This is a genomic window from Flavobacterium sp. MEB061 (genome assembly GCF_000834715.1).
GTDB lineage: Bacteria > Bacteroidota > Bacteroidia > Flavobacteriales > Flavobacteriaceae > Flavobacterium > Flavobacterium pectinovorum.
Window position 1 is genome coordinate 93,181 of the sequence record NZ_JXQR01000009.1, and the last position, 18,172, is coordinate 111,352.

15 protein-coding genes are annotated in these 18,172 nt (G+C 35.2%); 4 read left to right on the forward strand and 11 right to left on the reverse strand.

Annotated features, from left to right (window positions below):
* Positions 1-61: 61 nt before the first annotated feature.
* The 6 genes from RT99_RS04640 to RT99_RS04665 all read right to left on the reverse strand — a co-directional run bounded on the left by RT99_RS04640 (position 62) and on the right by RT99_RS04665 (position 9,148).
* Complete coding sequence (locus RT99_RS04640) at positions 62-2,833, reverse strand: M4 family metallopeptidase (RefSeq protein ID WP_042563572.1); 2,772 nt, start codon at positions 2,831-2,833, stop codon at positions 62-64.
* Between the two features lie 365 nt (positions 2,834-3,198).
* Positions 3,199-3,852, reverse strand: a complete 654-nt coding sequence (locus RT99_RS04645) for a 3-oxoacid CoA-transferase subunit B (protein WP_042563573.1) — start codon at positions 3,850-3,852, stop codon at positions 3,199-3,201.
* 213 nt (positions 3,853-4,065) lie between these two features.
* The gene (locus RT99_RS04650; protein WP_042563574.1) at positions 4,066-4,767 is read right to left on the reverse strand and encodes a CoA transferase subunit A; all 702 of its coding nucleotides are present in this window, start codon (positions 4,765-4,767) and stop codon (positions 4,066-4,068) included.
* Positions 4,768-5,033: 266 nt separating this feature from the next.
* The gene (locus tag RT99_RS04655) at positions 5,034-7,337 is read right to left on the reverse strand and encodes a penicillin-binding protein 1A (protein ID WP_042563575.1); all 2,304 of its coding nucleotides are present in this window, start codon (positions 7,335-7,337) and stop codon (positions 5,034-5,036) included.
* A gap of 10 nt (positions 7,338-7,347) precedes the next feature.
* Positions 7,348-7,827 carry a gliding motility lipoprotein GldH gene (locus RT99_RS04660; protein WP_042563576.1) on the reverse strand — a complete coding sequence of 160 codons (480 nt, stop codon included), beginning with the start codon at positions 7,825-7,827 and terminating at the stop codon, positions 7,348-7,350.
* On the reverse strand, positions 7,811-9,148 hold the full coding sequence (locus RT99_RS04665) for a regulatory iron-sulfur-containing complex subunit RicT (RefSeq protein ID WP_042563577.1): 1,338 nt from the start codon (positions 9,146-9,148) through the stop codon (positions 7,811-7,813). Before RT99_RS04665 ends, RT99_RS04660 begins: the two co-directional genes overlap by 17 nt.
* Before the next feature lie 361 nt (positions 9,149-9,509).
* Between RT99_RS04665 and RT99_RS04670 the strand changes: the two genes are divergently transcribed.
* The 4 genes from RT99_RS04670 (at position 9,510) to RT99_RS04685 (ending at position 13,638) form a co-directional block, all read left to right on the forward strand.
* Positions 9,510-10,685: an ankyrin repeat domain-containing protein gene (locus RT99_RS04670; RefSeq protein ID WP_042563578.1), complete on the forward strand. Its 1,176-nt coding sequence runs from the start codon at positions 9,510-9,512 to the stop codon at positions 10,683-10,685.
* A gap of 32 nt (positions 10,686-10,717) precedes the next feature.
* A complete protein-coding gene (locus tag RT99_RS04675; RefSeq protein WP_242607165.1) occupies positions 10,718-12,055 on the forward strand; it encodes an ankyrin repeat domain-containing protein in 1,338 nt (445 codons plus the stop codon).
* A gap of 159 nt (positions 12,056-12,214) precedes the next feature.
* Positions 12,215-12,520 (forward strand): hypothetical protein, encoded by a 306-nt coding sequence (locus RT99_RS04680; protein WP_042563580.1) that lies wholly within the window; start codon positions 12,215-12,217, stop codon positions 12,518-12,520.
* A gap of 44 nt (positions 12,521-12,564) precedes the next feature.
* Positions 12,565-13,638 (forward strand): hypothetical protein, encoded by a 1,074-nt coding sequence (locus RT99_RS04685; RefSeq protein WP_042563581.1) that lies wholly within the window; start codon positions 12,565-12,567, stop codon positions 13,636-13,638.
* 48 nt (positions 13,639-13,686) lie between these two features.
* Here RT99_RS04685 and RT99_RS04690 read toward each other — a convergent pair whose 3' ends face one another.
* The 5 genes from RT99_RS04690 to RT99_RS04710 form a co-directional block, all read right to left on the reverse strand.
* Positions 13,687-13,917 carry a ferredoxin gene (locus tag RT99_RS04690; RefSeq protein WP_042563582.1) on the reverse strand — a complete coding sequence of 77 codons (231 nt, stop codon included), beginning with the start codon at positions 13,915-13,917 and terminating at the stop codon, positions 13,687-13,689.
* A complete protein-coding gene (locus RT99_RS04695; protein WP_042563583.1) occupies positions 13,917-15,158 on the reverse strand; it encodes a peptidase U32 family protein in 1,242 nt (413 codons plus the stop codon). The genes RT99_RS04690 and RT99_RS04695 overlap by 1 nt, the downstream gene beginning before the upstream one ends.
* Before the next feature lie 514 nt (positions 15,159-15,672).
* A complete protein-coding gene (gene tnpA, locus RT99_RS04700) occupies positions 15,673-16,107 on the reverse strand; it encodes an IS200/IS605 family transposase (protein ID WP_042563584.1) in 435 nt (144 codons plus the stop codon).
* Positions 16,108-16,131: 24 nt separating this feature from the next.
* Positions 16,132-17,490, reverse strand: coding sequence for a rhodanese-related sulfurtransferase (locus tag RT99_RS04705; RefSeq protein WP_042563633.1), 1,359 nt, complete (start codon positions 17,488-17,490; stop codon positions 16,132-16,134).
* Positions 17,491-17,734: 244 nt separating this feature from the next.
* Positions 17,735-18,145 carry a BrxA/BrxB family bacilliredoxin gene (locus RT99_RS04710; protein ID WP_029271207.1) on the reverse strand — a complete coding sequence of 137 codons (411 nt, stop codon included), beginning with the start codon at positions 18,143-18,145 and terminating at the stop codon, positions 17,735-17,737.
* Positions 18,146-18,172: the final 27 nt, after the last annotated feature.

The window sequence follows — 18,172 nt, forward strand, 5'->3', positions numbered from 1 at the left end:
AATACCTATTGACAAAAAAAAAGCCCCATTACGGGGCTTTCCTTTTTTAAATTACAATTTTTTATTTTTTTGCGAATTTCTTCACGATTTTTTTACTGCCGTTATTTAATTCAATTAAGTAAATTCCGGTAGCCAATTTACTTACATCAATTGGATTTCCATAAAGTTCTCCTGAACTTAGCTGTTGTCCCAATGTGTTTGTAATTCTATAAGTGTATCCATTACTTTCTGAAATTGAAATATTTAATTCGCTTTCAACCGGATTTGGATATAAAGCAAAACGTGCAGTTTCAACAGTTTCAGCTATTCCGGTAATGCTTTCTTCAACAACTGCTCCAGAAGCTGTAATGTTTATAGAATAATCTTCAACTTGTCCGTAAGAGAAAGCCTCACAAGATGTTGGAATTGCATTGTATTTCATAGAAACTCTCAATCTTGTTGTTCCAAGAGTTGCTGTTGCAGGAATTGTAATTGATCCTGTAACCGGAGTCGTTTTTGAAGCTGCTTTTGTCCAAACCGTTTCACCAGAATCTGAGAAATCCCCATCCTGATTGTAATCTATAAATACTGCATAACCTTCATTGTAAGTCGTAGACGTCCAAACTGGTGTAATTGTAATAGTATAAGCTGTTCCTCTTGCTGCATTTGTAGAAATTGCAGTATAGTTTTCGTAGCCTGTTGTTCCTGTCGAAGTATTATTGATCGTACCAAAAACAACTTTACTAATTCTTTCATCTGCAGTACTATTTCCCTGAGATGCACAATATGTTATACCAGCAGCGGTAGTAGTAACATTTACTGTACTACTTGAAGCTGAAACATTTCCGGCAGCATCTTTCGCTTTTACACTAAAAGTATAAGCCGTTGAACCTGTTAATCCTGTTACTGTGTAAGATGTTGTTGCAGATGATCCTTTAAGAGTTGTTCCCTGATAAATATCGTAGCCTGTTACTGCAACATTGTCTGTAGAAGCTGTCCAGGTTAAATTGGTTGTTGTGCCTGTTGTTCCAGAAGCTGCCAAAGAAGTTGGAGCCGAAGGAGCTACAGTATCTGTTGAGCCAGAATATGCCGCACCAACACCTACAGCATAAAATGCGTTTGTTGTTGCAATAACTTCGGCAGAACCTGCACCGTATAATTCAATAGCAGATTGTATTCCAAAAGTTCTTGCATTGGCATAAGTTGAATTGGCTCCTAAATATTCGCTCTCTAAACGAAAAGCAATTTTCTCAGCTTTATCAAGAGTAATTCCTGTTACGTTGTAAGCATTTCCAAGATCATTAGTTCCTGTTTTACCAACAGATAAAATGTAAAACCAGTGATTTAAAACACCTGAATTTGTATGTACCCCACATTGGTCATTGTTGTTTGTTGGAGTACAATTTACGTTTATCCAATTCGTTCCACCGTAAGTATCCGGTTGTCCTTCAGCATTTGGATCGCTCATAGAACGCAAAGCAACATGCCCGCTTCTTCTTTCGATATCTTCACCAACCAACCAGATTGATTTTGTAGGTGCTGAATGATATTCAATACAAGCTGCCCAAATATCAGAGAATGCTTCATTCATTGCTCCAGATTCTTTTTGGTAGGCTAAGTTTGCTGTGTAAGTACATACAGCGTGACCAATTTCGTGTCCGGCAACATCCAGAGAAGTTAAAATATCAAATCCTCCTGTTCCTGTTCCGTCTCCGTAAGTCATTACGCTTCCGTTCCAAAAGGCATTATTGTTGCTTGAATATCCTGCAGCAACTAAATTATAGTGTACATAACTTTTGATTTTAGCACCGGCATCATCAAAACTGTTTCTACTGTGTACTGTTGACCAGTAATCATATGTTTTTTCTGCACCCCAATGTGCATCAAGAGCGCCATTGTCTTTATTGGTGTTGTTATATTCTGCGGCTGTCCAGTTATTATCGGCATCAGAAAAATTTGTTGTTGGATAAGTCGCTGTTCTTGCAGAATTATAAGTTTGAACGCCTAAACCACGAGATGTATCTGATAAAATATAAGATGATCCGCTTAAAGTAGTTTGTATTGTCTGCGTTCCGCTGTAACGAGTCGCGGCATTGGCAGCAACAATTGCCATTTTTGAAGCCGATATATTTTTATCTGCATTTACCGAAGAAGATTTCCTTGCATGTACATTATCGTTTAAATGTTTTATAGTTGCATTATAAAACAATGCTTTTCCGGTTTCAGCATCAATATAAAGATCTCCGCGGCTTAAAGGTTTTGTAGCATAAATGTCAAACTTGTAAGCCAAACGAACTTTATCAGTTGTGCGTTTTTCACCTTGTTCTTCCATTGCAGGCAACAAAACAAGTTCTCCTTTTGGTTTTTCATAATCCATTGCTATAGCATCTTGTGGTTTTTCCCAAAGATATTCTGTTGCATGCGTGTAGCTAAGTGCTCTGTTGAAAGCTTCCTGAGAAGAAAGTTTAGGTGTAGTTTTAACATTTTCGATATCGTAGAATTCACCATTCATCGATACTAATTTTCCATCTTTTGAATGCAGGGTATAATTGGCAAATTCAACTTTGATTCCCTGTTCATACAATTGGAATTTTTCATGAGTGTAACCTTGTTTGTCAGATTGGGTTTTGATTTTTGCAAAAGATTGAGAGTCTTTTAAACCAAGTTGCTCCTTAAAGACTTTTTGAGCATCTGAGCCTTTGTAAGTTGATTTCTCATTAAAGGTGATTAAACTTGGTTGTCCGTTTTCAGAAACATTTTTCTGACTTATTTGCTTATCTGTCTGAGCAAATGAAGAGATTGTAAAAGTAAAAACAACGGCGGTCGCCATGATTCCTGGTAATTTTTTTCTCATAATTTAAGGGGTTTTTAAAGTTTGGTTAAATGATTACAAATAAAACATTTATCGTAAGTAAATACTTTAATTTAGGATAAAAGTATTTTAATTTTGTTAGATAGTCGATGAAATTTGCCGTTAATCGATAAAATGCAACACTTTTTACTTTAAATTCACTTTTATTTAACAAACTGTAAGAATTTCTCAAAATAGAAAGCCTAAAATCGATAATTCGTTGGTATTTAAATTTTTATATAAAAAAAGTAGTACAGAAACATCATTATATAAGAAATAAAACCTGACATAGCTTTGATTTTATTCAACAAAAAAAGGGCTGGCATAAACGCCAGCCCTTAAAGGGATATGTTTTTAAAGAAAAAAAATTAAATGTTCATTTCCGGAATTTCGCCTTCTATAATTAATTCTGCTTCGGTTGAAGCAACGATATGCTCAACAGAAACACCTGGCGCTCGTTCTAAGAGCTTAAAACCGTTTTTAGTTACTTCGAGAACTGCGAGCTCTGTTACAACCTTTTTAACGCATCCTACGCCTGTTAATGGCAAAGTGCATTTTTTAAGAATTTTAGATTCTCCAGCTTTATTAACGTGCATCATTGCAACAATGATATTTTCGGCAGAAGCCACCAAATCCATTGCGCCTCCCATTCCTTTCACCATTTTCCCTGGAATTTTCCAGTTGGCAATATCTCCGTTTTCAGAAACTTCCATTGCGCCTAGAATAGTCAAATCAACTTTTTGACTTCGAATCATTCCGAAACTAAAGGCCGAATCAAAGAAACTTGCTCCCGGAAGCGTAGTAATCGTTTGTTTTCCAGCATTGATAATATCAGCATCTTCTTCTCCTGCAAAAGGAAAAGGCCCCATGCCAAGAACACCGTTTTCACTCTGGAACTCAACTGCTATATCTTCTCTCACATAATTTGCAACCAAAGTCGGAATTCCGATACCAAGATTAACAAAATATCTGTCTTTTACTTCTTTAGCAATTCGTTTTGCTATATCTTCTTTTGTTAACATAAACTCAATGTGTCAATTTGGAAATTAGATAATTAGATAATGCTTGCGCAATCTAATTATCTAATTATCACATTTTCTAATTATCTAATATTTTACTTTATGTAATTTAAAGTAATTTTATAAAAATCAATAACATATCAATTATAAAATTTATTTAACGCAACAATTTTGCGTTATCTAATTCATTATCTAATTGACAAATTACCTCATTCTCTAATTCCTCTGTCTTACAGTACGTTGCTCGATTCTTTTCTCAAATTTTTCTCCCTGAAAGATGCGTTGCACCATAATTCCCGGGATATGAATTTGATTTGGATCTAAAGTTCCAACAGGAACCAGTTCTTCAACTTCGGCAATGGTAATTTTTCCGGCTCCGGCCATACACGCATTAAAGTTTCGGGCAGTTCCTTTAAAAATAAGATTTCCTGCTTCGTCACCTTTCCATGCTTTTACAATGGCAAAATCAGCTTTGAAAGCTTCTTCCATAATATGCATTTTTCCATTGAACTCACGAACTTCTTTACCTTCTGCTACTTCGGTTCCGTAACCTGCCGGTGTAAAGAAAGCTGGAATTCCCGCTTGGGCCGCACGACAACGTTCTGCAAGAGTTCCTTGTGGCGTTAACTCCACTTCTAATTCACCAGAAAGCATCTGACGTTCGAATTCTGCATTTTCACCCACATACGAGGAGATCATTTTTTTTATTTGTTTCTTCTGCAAAAGCAATCCTAAACCAAAATCATCAACTCCTGCATTATTAGAAATACAAGTTAAATCTGAAATTGATGTGTTTACTAAAGCAGCAATAGTATTTTCAGGAATTCCGCATAAACCAAAACCACCAAACATAATCGTCATCCCGCTTTCAATTCCTTTTATAGCATCGTGTACGCTATCCACTTTTTTTGTTATCATAACAAACTGACTTTATTACTGTATAATTTTGATAAAAATACCATTTTTAGATTAAATTATAACGATTTCGTAAAAATAAATCTATAGCTAGTTTATTAACCGCAAAGCTCACAAAGACAAAAACGCAAAGTTCGCAAAGCTTTATAAAACCTTAGCGAACTTTGCGGTAAAAAAAATTTATACTTATTTCAAAAAAAATCCTTTTGTTTTCGACTGATTTCAGAAGATCACAAAAGGATAATTTTATTTAGAACCGAACTCTTAAACTATAATTCGAATTCGTCTGTATTTTGTTCTGTTGTAGTTGTATCTTTTACTTTTGGTGCGCTGTAACAATCTACTTTGATAGAAAGGTTTGCCGGACGCTCAAATTCTGATTTAGAAATTTGTAAATTCTTATCGGCATAACACAATTTCATGAAGTAAGCCCAAACCGGTAAAGCTGCTGTTGCACCTTGTCCGTAAGTCAAACTCTTGAAACGTGCCGAACGATCTTCGCATCCAACCCAAACACCTGTTACTAAGTTTGGAACCATCCCCATAAACCAACCATCTGATTGATTTTGTGTTGTTCCTGTTTTACCCGCAATCGGATTTTTGAACATGTATGGATATCCTGTCCAACGATTATCTCCGCTTCCACCGCCTTGCGTACGTAAACGTGCACCAGAACCGGTTTCTGTAACTCCCTGCAATAATTTGATTACTGCAAAAGCGATGTCTTTATTTAAAACGTCGTGTGATTCCGGAATTGGCTCATAAATAACCTCACCGCTTTTATTCTCAATACGACTTAAAAATTGTGGTTTTACATACACTCCCTGATTTGCAAATGTGCTGTAAGCAGCAACCATATCTTCAACCGTAATATCTACAGCTCCTAAAGCAATAGAAGGCTGAGCGGGAATTTCGGTTTTAACACCTAATTTATGTGTTAATTCTACAACGGCTTCTGGACCAACACGATCTATTAATTTAGCCGAAACGGTATTGATCGAATTTGCTAAACCTTGTTTTAAAGTTACCATTCCGCGGTATCTGTTGTCAGAGTTTCTTGGCTCCCAATCTTCTGTAACGTGGTGACGTCCTTTATGAATCATAAAAGGTCCATCTAAAATGGAATCACAAGGAGACATATTTAATTCCTCAATAGCAGTTGCATAAACAAAAGGCTTGAATGTAGACCCTACTTGTCTTGCTCCCTGCCCAACGTGATCGTATTGGAAATATTTGTAGTTGATACCACCAACCCACGCTTTAATATTTCCGGTTTGTGGTTCCATCGCCATTAAACCAGATTGCAAAAAGTGTTTGTAATAACGGATAGAATCCAGCGGCGTCATAATAGTATCGCGTTCTCCTTTCCAGGTAAAAATGCGCATTTGTGTTTTTACTTTGAATGAAGCAATAATATCGTCTTCGCTTTTGTCCAGATCTTTCATGATCGCCCAACGCGTTGAGTTTTTCATGGCCTGCATCATCAATTTCTCCGTTTCTGCCTGAGTGATATTTACGAAAGGTGCATTTTTATTGTTTTTTTGCTCGATGAAAAATTGCTGCTGCAAATTTTTCATGTGTGCCGAAACTGCCTCTTCAGCATATTGCTGCATTCTTGAATCGATGGTCGTATAAATTTTCAAACCATCTTTGTAGATATCATAATCAGAACCGTCTGGTTTTTTGTTCTCCGCCATCCATTTTTTCATGTAATCACGAAGATATTCTCTGAAATAGGTTGCTGTACCTTCACGGTGGCTTTCTAATTTGAATTTTAATGCAATTGGTAAAGCTTGTAATCTTTCTTTTTCTGCTGTAGAAATCATCTTCGCTTTTTCCATCTGCGCAAGAACAACATTACGACGGTTTTTTACTCCTTGCGGATTACGAACCGGATTGTACAATCCTGAATTTTTGAACATTCCGACTAAAATAGCCGATTCGTCCATTGTTAAATCTTTCGGATCTTTCGAAAAATAGGTCTGTGCTGCAGAACTTACTCCAACAGAATAATTTCCGAAGTCGTAAACATTGCAATACATGGCCAAAATTTCGTTTTTCGTGTATTGTCTTTCAAGACGAATGGCAATAATCCATTCTTTTATTTTTTGTACAATTCTAAATGGCAAGAACTTAGAACCTTCACCATGAAATAATTGTTTGGCTAATTGTTGTGTTAACGTACTCGCTCCACCATTTGTTCCTAGCGTAAAAACGGCTCTTAAAGTTCCGCGTCCGTCAATTCCGGAATGTTCGTAAAAACGAGCATCTTCGGTGGCAACTAACGCTTCAACTAGGCTTTTTGGCAAATCCGAATATTTAAGCTGTGATCTGTTGGTTTTAAAATACTTTCCAATTACAACTCCATCCGAAGAAATAATTTCTGTTGCTAAGTTAGAATCCGGGTTTTCTAAATCTTCAAAAGAAGGCATCGATCCGAAAAGTCCCCACGAAGCGAATAAAAAGAAAGCCAGAATGCCTAATAAAAAGTAGACAAAAAATCTCCAGAATTTCTTTTTATAGTAGTTAATATCTTTAGTACTATTAGGTTGATTGTTTTTTTTGGTGGCCATAACTATTTATCTAATCTTTTTGTTCTATTCTAAAACCTACGTCTGTAATACCTTCTAAAGCTTCAACACCGGGAATTTTCCCTGATTCACGAACAGCTTGTTTGATGTGTACTTTGTATTTCCCTCTAAACTTAACATCCTCTTTGTAATACAGTTTACTTTCTTTTATATCCGTAAAACCATTTCCTAACAAGGTTCCATCCGGTTTAGCCATTTCGTATTCTAAAGTATCAACTTTGGTAAAACCGTTTGGTGTTTCAATAGCAACAATTAAAAACAAATTTTTGAAGGGATAATTGTTGTTATCTCTCAAATTTACAAATAAATTGTATTTTTTGGTAGAATCTAAAACAGGCAGATCAAAGGTTACAATACTGTCTTTATGCCAGGCGCTTCCAACAGATTTGTACTCATCGAATACTCTTTTTTTATCACACGAAAAAAGAAGTATTGCTGCCAAAAGAAGAATTCCGCTATTTTTTATTCTCATTTTTAGTAATAATTATAGGTTTTCTCGGTTCAGCTGGTTTGTTATCATTCGATTTGGGCTTATTCGAATTATTCGGCTTATTGTTATTATTCTGTTTGTTTTTGTTCGGATTTCCTCCTCCCGCAGGTTTATTGCTGTTATTGTTACTTTGTTGCGGTTTGGCAGGAGTAGCCACTACAGCGCCTTCAGCGTTAGGTTTGCGTTTGCGATTTGGTTTTTTCTTTCTTTTTGGCTGATCAAAACGAGTCAAACTTTCCTGACCCATTGCGTTATTAAAATCTTTTTCAGGTTCTGAAACTACTTCTATCGCAAAATCTTCAAGCGATGAAACTTTGTTTTTCAGTTTATTTTCAGCAATAATTTCTTTTACCTGATCAATTTTCAAAACATGCCAGTTTGCAAAATTATTGGTGTAAGCAAACCACATCAAGCCTTTAAAAATATCTTGTTTTTGGCAAATTGCATCTCCTTTTTCGGTAACTAATTTAGTATCGTAATCCGGAAAATCCTTCAAGGCATCCATGTATGTATCTAGTTCGTAGTTTAAACAACACTTTAATTTTCCGCATTGTCCGGCTAATTTTTGGGGATTTAGCGAAAGCTGTTGGTAACGCGCCGCCGAAGTATTGACACTTCTAAAATCTGTTAACCAGGTTGAACAGCAAAGTTCACGTCCGCAAGAACCAATTCCTCCCAAACGAGCCGCTTCCTGACGGAAACCTACTTGTTTCATTTCAACTCTTGTACTAAATTCTTTAGCAAAATCTTTAATCAAAAGTCTAAAATCGACTCTGTCATTTGCTGTGTAGTAAAAAGTAGCTTTTGACCCATCTCCCTGAAATTCAATATCAGAAATCTTCATTTCCAATTTATGCTGAATTGCCAATTCACGCGCACGAACTTTCATTGGTTCTTCGCGATCACGGGCTACAGACCAAATGTCGATGTCTTTTTGAGATGCTTTTCGGTAAATTTTAGGCACTTCATTACTTTCGTGATTAACACCTTTTTTCTTCATTTGAATTTTTACCAATTCTCCTGTCAAAGTAACAATCCCAATATCATGTCCTGGTGATGCAACAGTTGCTACAATATCACCAATACTTAAAGTTAATTTCTCTGAATTTCTAAAGAATTCCTTGCGTCCGTTTTTAAAACGAACCTCAACACAGTCAAAAATTGCCTCTCCATTAGACGGACTCATGTTCGCGAGCCAGTCAAAAACAGTCAATTTATTGCAGCTATCGGTGCCGCAAGTCCCATTATTTTTACAACCCTTTGGTGCGCCACCATCTGAGGTTGAACAACTTGTACATGCCATAATTATATATGTAGTGCTGCAGAAACGCAGCTTAAGTTCATAAACGTTTGATCGGTAAAGATAGTATTTTTTTTAGTTTGCTTTTTATGGATTACTTCTAAAGGGTTGTTAAATAAAAAACCTGCCCTTTTTTGGTATCAAAATCATTTTAATTTTCTTCTCTATCTATCAATTTTAGAAAATATTCTTCAAAAAAAGCTCACTCCGTCAATTTTCTTATATAAAAAATCCTTTTTAATTTGTATCCTGAAATATATTCATCAATTTTATGTTTTTATCTTACAACATAATTCGGGAACGCCTAAATTATCAATTCTGATTTAAAATCAAACTTAATTCTTCATTTTAAATACCACTACAAATGCAAAACCAGATTGAAAGTTTCCTTTTTCAGGGAAAATTTGACGAGGCCAGAGAATGCCTAAATAACGGAGAAAAATTTAACGAACAATATCTTAAAAACAATTTTTCTCAAATCGCAGCCAAAATCATTGAAGCCAAAGAGATTGATTTCATCGAAAAATTAATAAATGCCGGATTTATTGAAACCGATATTTACGAACTGGACAGTTTTGACAAATCAATTTTTGCTCCTTTGACCAGATATTTAAAAGATGATGACGAATCGCTTTCATTTTTCGAAGCTTTGATGTCAAAAATGGACAATCTTAATGATGAAATCAGCGATCAGACTTTGCTAAGATATTTTCTGGAAAAAAGTGCTCCTCCAAAAATCATAAAAACCCTTATTGATAATTTTGGAGCAAATACGCAGTATAAAAACAATGCCGAAGAAAACCTCATCTACTCTGTTATAAATACTTATGGCTTAGAAACAGAGAAAACAAAAGAGTACATTTCTATACTTACTGAAAACGGGGTTGACATTAACGAAAAAAATATTGTTGGAACAACTCCGCTAATGTGCGCTGTTAAAAGGGCCAGAAAAGATATTTTACCATTCTTGCTTGAAAATGGCGCTGATCCTAACGAAACCGACAACCTCAACAATACTGCTTTTTATTATGCTGTGGCAGAACAGTTTTCGTATGAGATGTACGATGCTTTAGCAGCTGTTTCTTCACCTGATTTTAATATTGTAAACAAAGACGGACGAACTTTATTGACTAATTTTATCAGTTCTGTTTCTGGTTCGCCAACAGATATTACATTTCTTGAAAGACTGTTAGCTGATGGTGCCGATGTGAATTTCTGTGCTCAACATTACGGACAGCCAAAATCCGGAATTGATTTTATTGTGGAAAAGAAGTCAGATATCCTGAAATCAGTTTTAGAAAATGTTTCTTTAGATATTAACGAACAAGACAATCAAGGAAACACGATTTTGCATAAAGTTTGTGCCTATAATGTTAATTATGATGCCGAAATGGCAAAAGAAACCTATAGAAAAGTAAAATTATTACTAGATCAGGGCGCTGATATTACGATCACCAATGATAAAGATGAAACAGCTTTAATGCTGGCTTCCGGTGATAATTTGAAAATTAAAACGGTTGAACTTTTAATGAAACAATAAATAATCATTTACTAAAAAACATATACATGTCAATGTCATTTATAATTGCCTGTGAAAACGGCAACAGAAAAATAGCCGAGTTACTTCTTCAAAATAAAGAAGTCGATGTAAAGTATACAGACGAACGAGGAAGAACCGCATTACACTATGCCGCACACAGAGGATATTTGGATATTGTAAAAATATTGACCGAAGATGGCGCCGATATTAATTATGAAGATCATCAGGGAGAAACACCGTTATACTTTGCCTGTTTGCAAAAACAGAAACAAACTGCTTTGTATCTTTTAGAAAATGGTGCGGAAATTACCAAAAACGATAAATATGGAAATAGCCTTTTGCATTTAGTCGTTCAGACGGCTCAAATTGAAATTGCAACAAAGTTGCTTGAAGCAGGAATTGATGTTAATTTACTGAATAACAATGGAGAAACTCCGCTTTTGTTGGCATCCGCAAAATTAAACCGAGAAATTATCCAATTGCTTTTGGACAAAGGCGCAGATATAAATGTAACCGACAAACAAGGAAATACACCTTTACTTTATGCTTGTTATACCAAATCGATCCCGATGGTGACACTGCTTCTTGATAACGGCGCGGCTATTAATAATGCGAATCATGCCGGAGAAAATGCCCTTTTAATTGCCTGTTATGAAACCAACAGAATGCTTGCTAAACTTTTAGTAGAAAGAGGAGCCGATGTTTTTGTATCCAATAATAACGGATATTCGCCTATTTGGTACGCTTGCGCAAATAATCAAAAGGAAATAGTTTCTTTGTTTTTAGAAAATGGAGTTGATGTAAACTACAGCAAACCTTTGGCCAGTGATACTTCTTCAATGAATGATTATCTGGATTGGATTGTTAGCGCTACCAATATTTCTAACGAATCTAGCTTTACATTAAACACAACTTATAATTATGGCGGAGAAAGTCTTTTGCATGTGGCTACCAAAAAAGGCAATTTGAGCATGGTAAAATTACTAATTGAAGCCGGAGCAAACATCAATATTCAGGATGAATCCGGGAACACGCCTTTACATTACAGTGCAGCAAACGGAAAGAAAGATGTGGTGAAATATTTACTTGACAACAAAGCCGATGCCTCAATTGTAAACGTAAAAGAACAAAAAGCGATTGATTATTCGAATGTGAAAGGTTTTAATGAAATTACCGAAATGATTCTGAAATATGCTCCTTCAGGAACTGTTGTTACACCAATTCACCAACAACAACCTCAAAAAACTGATGTTTCTAACGCTATGGAAGGAAAGAAAAAAGCATTGTTAGATTTGAAAGAACTTTTAGATGCCGGAATATTAACTGCAGAAGAATTTGATATTGAGAAAAGTAAAATTTTAAAAGGATAATAATCAAATAAAGTTTTAATAAAAAAGTAAAACCCTATTCTGTGATAACACAAAATAGGGTTTTACTTTTTTATTCCAGAAGTACTAAAATTTGTTAAGTTTACAATAATTTATGATTTAGCATAAAACCAAAACCATCCCAAACCAAACCTTAACCTAATGAACAATAAAATTGTATTAAACGAAGAAACAAACTACTTTAACCATTTTAATTTTTCAAAGTTTAAAAATATTCTATACCCTCTTGCTATTGTTGCCATTCTTTTTATCATCAGGCAGTTTATCACAAATAATTTTTACATTTCAAGACCAGGAGGCTATGGAATGCTTGAATTACTTGACCCTCTTAATAGTGCTAAGGAATTACCGATATGGGCAGAAATCCTTAATGGATTTATCGGCATATTAATTACAATAATAATGCTTTGCTGGGAAGCAGTCTATGAAAAAAATATGATAAAATAAAGTTTGTTCTTTTAATCTGCTTACCATCTGTAGCTTTGAATGTGATGTATCTTTATTCCAATTTTTATGGATCAGGAACGCCAAAATCATTGTCTACTATTTATTTCATCATGAGTTTTTTCCCAACATATGCTTTATATGGTGCATTGAGAGGAAAAATACTTTATGGAAAAAAATTAAGTCTAATAGGATATTTGATTGGAATTATTGCCATAGTAAGCATCAGTCCAATATATCAAAAACTTGGGTCATTAATTCTGAATAACGATTTACTTACACCTATTTATTCTTATGGAAGTGCGGTTTCAAATGTTTTTATCCCACTATCCTTTTTCTATTTTATATTTTTATCAGATGCCGGATTCTCTTTTAAGAATTTTATAAAAATGCCTTCTGCTTCATTTATAACAAACAAGAAGTTCACGGCGCACTTTATAATTCTATTTACTTCTTTATTTGCTCTTCATTTGAACTTCACAGAAAACTTCTCCCAACATTGGTTTGGTGATATGAGTTCTAGATTTCAAATTATTTTCTATAGTATATTTGAGTTTTTTCGCATTATTTTTCAAGTTGCATTTGCATACTTACTGTTTTCACAGCTATTGCTTTTACAATTAACTGCATTACGAAGAAGACCTTTATGGATCTATTTTTTTAGTTTTATCCCGGTAATTAATTTAATTCCATTATTTCTTTTTTTTCGCAAAAACATCCCTTTAAGTAATGTTGAATATCTTGAAATGGAAGATAAAGAACAGCAAAATCGATCTTTTCTTCAGTTGTTCATTTTATTTTTTGCAACTGTATATGGCATCTACAAGTTTATTGCAATCGGATTAAGCCGCGAAAACTTAATTTATCTGATCTTAGCCGTTATTTTATTGTATATTTTTATATTATATTTTAAAATTGGTATTTGGATTGCTTTTGGACTGTTGGGCATAATGGCGATATACTTTTTATACCAAGATATGCCGACTGGTTTGTACTATACATGTGCATTAATTTATGGCGCTATCGGGCTATACAATCTTCACATTGCCTTATTTTGGACAGCCGAAGAATGGGATAAAATCGAGGAAAGTATTACAACAGAAAGTATTGAAGAAGTTTAAACATAAAAAGAGCCGCAAATTGCGGCTCTTTTCTTTTCTATATAATTTCTAAGTCTCCTTAACCGTAATAATCTTCACCGGACAAGCTTTTGCTGCCAACTCACAACTTTCAACAATAGTATGATTGGGAGACTTTAAGGTAAAAAATCCTTTTGCATTTACAGAATGAATCAATACTGATTTCCCATCTTTTTTGGACATTTGAAAATGTACCGGATCCATTTCGACACAGTAATTACAGCCAATGCATTTGTCTCTTTGTAAAGTTACGATAACCATTATGCTTCAACAATTTTATATAATTTATCAGACATTCTGATTCTGAACGGAAGTTTTAAAGTACAATCATCTCCTTTTGTAGCTTTTTCAGCAGCAATATCTACAACAAACATTTCGTCAATAATCATTTCCTGAGCACCTGTACTTGGTCCTGTCACCAGGATTTTGTCTCCAATTTTGATATCGTAAGCTTCAATTTTAAATTGTCCTACTTCTGCTTTTGGGAAATAATGTGTTCCTTTTCCAACATAAACCTTCTTTTGCGTTGCCGCAGATCCCGGAATATCGCTCCACTCGCCTAGTTCCTGACCCAAATAATATCCCGACCAAAAACCGCGATTGTAAACCGTATTCAAAGCTTCCATCCAAACTTCGATTTTTTCTTTAGAGAATGATTTATCATAATAAGAATCAATTGCTTCACGATAGGTTTTGATAACTGTTGCTACATATTCCGGCGCGCGGCCACGGCCTTCGATTTTCAGCACCTGAATTCCGGAATCAATTACCTGATCCAGAAAATCAATTGTGCATAAATCTTTTGGCGACATCATATATTCGTTATCCAATTCAATCTCAAAACCAGTTTCCTGATCGATAACGGTATATTTTTTTCGACAATTTTGCTTACATGCCCCGCGATTCGCTGATGAATTATGCGAATGCAGACTCAAATAGCATTTTCCCGAAACCGCCATACACAAAGCGCCATGTCCAAAAATTTCAATTTCTACCAAATTCCCGTTCGGTCCTTTTATCTGTTCTTTTTCAATTTGGTTCGTAATTTTCTTTACCTGACGCAAACTCAATTCGCGACTTAAAACCATTGTGTCTGCAAATAAACTGTAGAATTTTATGGTTTCAATATTGGTCACATTCAGTTGTGTAGAAATATGAACTTCCATCGAAATACTTCTTGCCATTGCGATAACCGCCTGGTCTGATGCAATAACCGCAGTAATATTGGCTTCTTTGGCTTTGTTCAAAAGTGTTTTTACCACCGATAAATCGTGATCGTAAATAATGGTGTTTAAAGTCAGATAACTTCGAACATTTTTAGCCTCACAACGATTAGCGATTTCCTGCAAATCATCCATAGTGAAATTCACTGTCGAACGCGCACGCATGTTAAGTTGTTCTACACCAAAATAGATAGAATCTGCGCCATTATCTAGTGCAGCCTGAAGAGACTCAAAACTCCCGGCGGGAGCCATAAGTTCGATTTTGTTGTTTGTTGTCATTTTTTATTTGTATTGTGCTCAATGGCTAAACCACAGGCAATGCTTTTTGTGTGTATTTTTTAAATATAGCGTGGTTTCAACCACGGGAGACGTATCGATGTCAATCAACTTTCCAGATTTAGTATCATTGTAGATATTCTTTGCGTCCTGCGGTTGAAACCGCAGGCTATATTTTGCTTTTGTGTGTGGTATTTTCAATATAGCCCGTGGTTTCAACCACGGGAGACGTATCGATCGCGATCAACCTTTCGGGATGATAATATCGTTGTAGATATACATTACGCCCTGCGGTTGAAACCGCAGGCTATGTTTTGTCTTTTGTGTGTATTTCAATATGGCCCGTGGTTTCAACCACCGGAAACGTATCGATGTCAATCAACCTTTCGCGATGTAATATCGTTGTAGATATACATTACGTCCCTGCGGTTGAAACCGCAGGCTATGTTTTGTCTTTTGTGTGTGGTATTTCAATATAAACCGTGGTTTTAAACACGGGAGACGGATTGTTAAACATTCATTTATTCCCCAATCCATGCAATTTTACAAATTCATCAAATTCATCCTGACCATTTTTCTTTAGATGATGTTTCTTTTGATTTTTTATGTAATGGTAAACGATATCTAACTGAGATTCACTGACTGAAAAAGCCGCATAGCCAGTTTGCCAGGCAAATTTTTCAAGGATAAGTTCTTCTCTATTTATAAAATGAGAAGAACTTCCTTTTATTTGCTTTACAATGTCTGAGATTGTTTTTTGTGGATTTTGTAAAAATAAAACATGCCCATGGTCTGGCATTCCATTTATGATTCTAACAGGGCAACCTAGATGAATTAACTCTTCATGAATAAAATCGTACAATTTTTTGTCAATTGAATAATCAATTAATTCTTGACGATTTTTTGTTGCCCAAATTACATGAATCCATAATTTGGTAAAAGACTGTGACATAAATAAATTAGCATAAATTTTTTGCTAATTTACAATTTTATACAATTTATCTGACAAACGAATGCGAAATGGAATCTCAAAAGTAACTTTATCTCCAATTTTAGCAGTCGTAGTTTCTGCTCCGTCAACGATCATTTTTTCTAAAACCAATTCCTGATTACCTGTAGTAGGTCCGGAAATTAAGATTTTATCGCCAATGTTTAGTTCCTGATTTTCGATAGTAAATTGTGCAACTTGCGCTTTTACATAATAATGTTCGGCTTTGCCAAGAAGTACTTTTTTGATTTTGATTTTTTGACGAATATCAGCCGGCTTTTCGGATGAAGCCAAGGCAGTATTTGGTAACTCGCCTGAATGTTTGAATTTTAGGTTCTCAGATTTTCCTTTTCTAAAAACTTTGTTTCCAACCTGTTTTCCGGTTCTCAAACGAACCTGATCTACCAAAGGCATATGAATAATCTCCAGACATTCTGTAGAACAGCAGTTTTCCATTGCCGTTTTACATTCATCACATTGAATGAACAATAAATGGCATCCGTCGTTTTCGCAATTGGTATGATTATCACAAGGTTTTCCACATTGGTGGCATTGTGAGATAATATCATCGGTAATTCTTTCGCCAAGACGATTATCGAATACAAAGTTTTTTCCGATGAATTTGCTTTCTAAACCTTCGGCTTCAATTTGTTTGGCGTAATTAATAATTCCACCTTCTAATTGATATACATTTTTAAATCCCTGATGTTTAAAATACGCACTTGCTTTTTCACAACGAATTCCGCCTGTACAATACATCACCAGATTTTTGTCTTCTTTATGATTTTGAAGCTGTTCGTTGATTATGGGTAAACTCTCTCTAAAAGTTTCAACATCCGGAGTAATAGCACCTTTAAAATGCCCCACTTCACTTTCATAGTGATTTCTAAAATCTACTACAATTGTGTTTGGATCATCAAGGATATCGTTGAATTCTTTGGCTTTAAGGTGAACGCCAATATCTGTAACATCAAAAGTTTCGTCGTTTAAACCGTCAGCAACGATTTTATCGCGAACTTTAATCGTAAGTTTTAAAAAGGAATGATCATCATGTTCTACGGCTTCATTCAATCGTATGCCTTTCATGAAATCATAAACTTCAAGAGTTGCTCTAAAAGCTTCCAAATTTTCTTCAGGAATACTCATTTGAGCATTTATTCCTTCATTGGCAACATAAATTCGGCCTAAAGCATCGAGCTTATTCCAGGCTAAAAATAAATCGTCGCGAAATTTTTTGGGATCTTGAATTTTGGCATACGCATAGAAAGACAACGTTAGTCGTTGTTTACCGGCATCATCGATCATGATGGCTCTTTCTTCTGCGCTCAAAGTGTTGTACAGTTGCATGCTATAAACAGTTTTAAGTTTAGAAATTATTTTTTGAGGTGCAAAAGTAGGGAAAAAGGTTTGAAGAAACAAAGGTTCTTAGTTACTAAGTTGCTAAGGTTCTAAGGTTTTGAGCGAACTTAGTAAAAACAAAAAAGCACTAAATTAATAGTGCTTTTTTTAAATCTTTGTACCTGTGTACCTTTGCCTCTTTGAACCTAAAATCTTAGAACCTTAGCAACTCAGTACCTCAGCATCTTAAAAATTAGCAATACTCGTTAAACGCATCTTGCAAATTCTCAGCGATCAATTCAGCTGGGCGACCTTCGATGTGGTGACGCTCTAACATGTGAACTAATTCTCCGTTTTTGAACAAAGCCATAGATGGCGAAGATGGAGGAAAAGGAAACATATGTTGTCTTGCAGCATCAACAGCTTCTTTATCTACACCTGCAAATACAGTAATTAAGTGATCTGGTTTTTTAGCTCCTTCTAAACTCATTTTTGCTCCCGGACGTGCGTTTCTTGCAGCACAACCACAAACAGAGTTTACAACAACTAAAGTGGTACCTTCAGCTTTGATAGCATTATCTACAGCGTCAGCACTATGTAAATCTTGAAAACCTGCAGCAGTAAGTTCAGCTTGCATTGGTTTTACCATTTCTTCTGGATACATATTTTTATCTTTTAAATTTTACTTTTG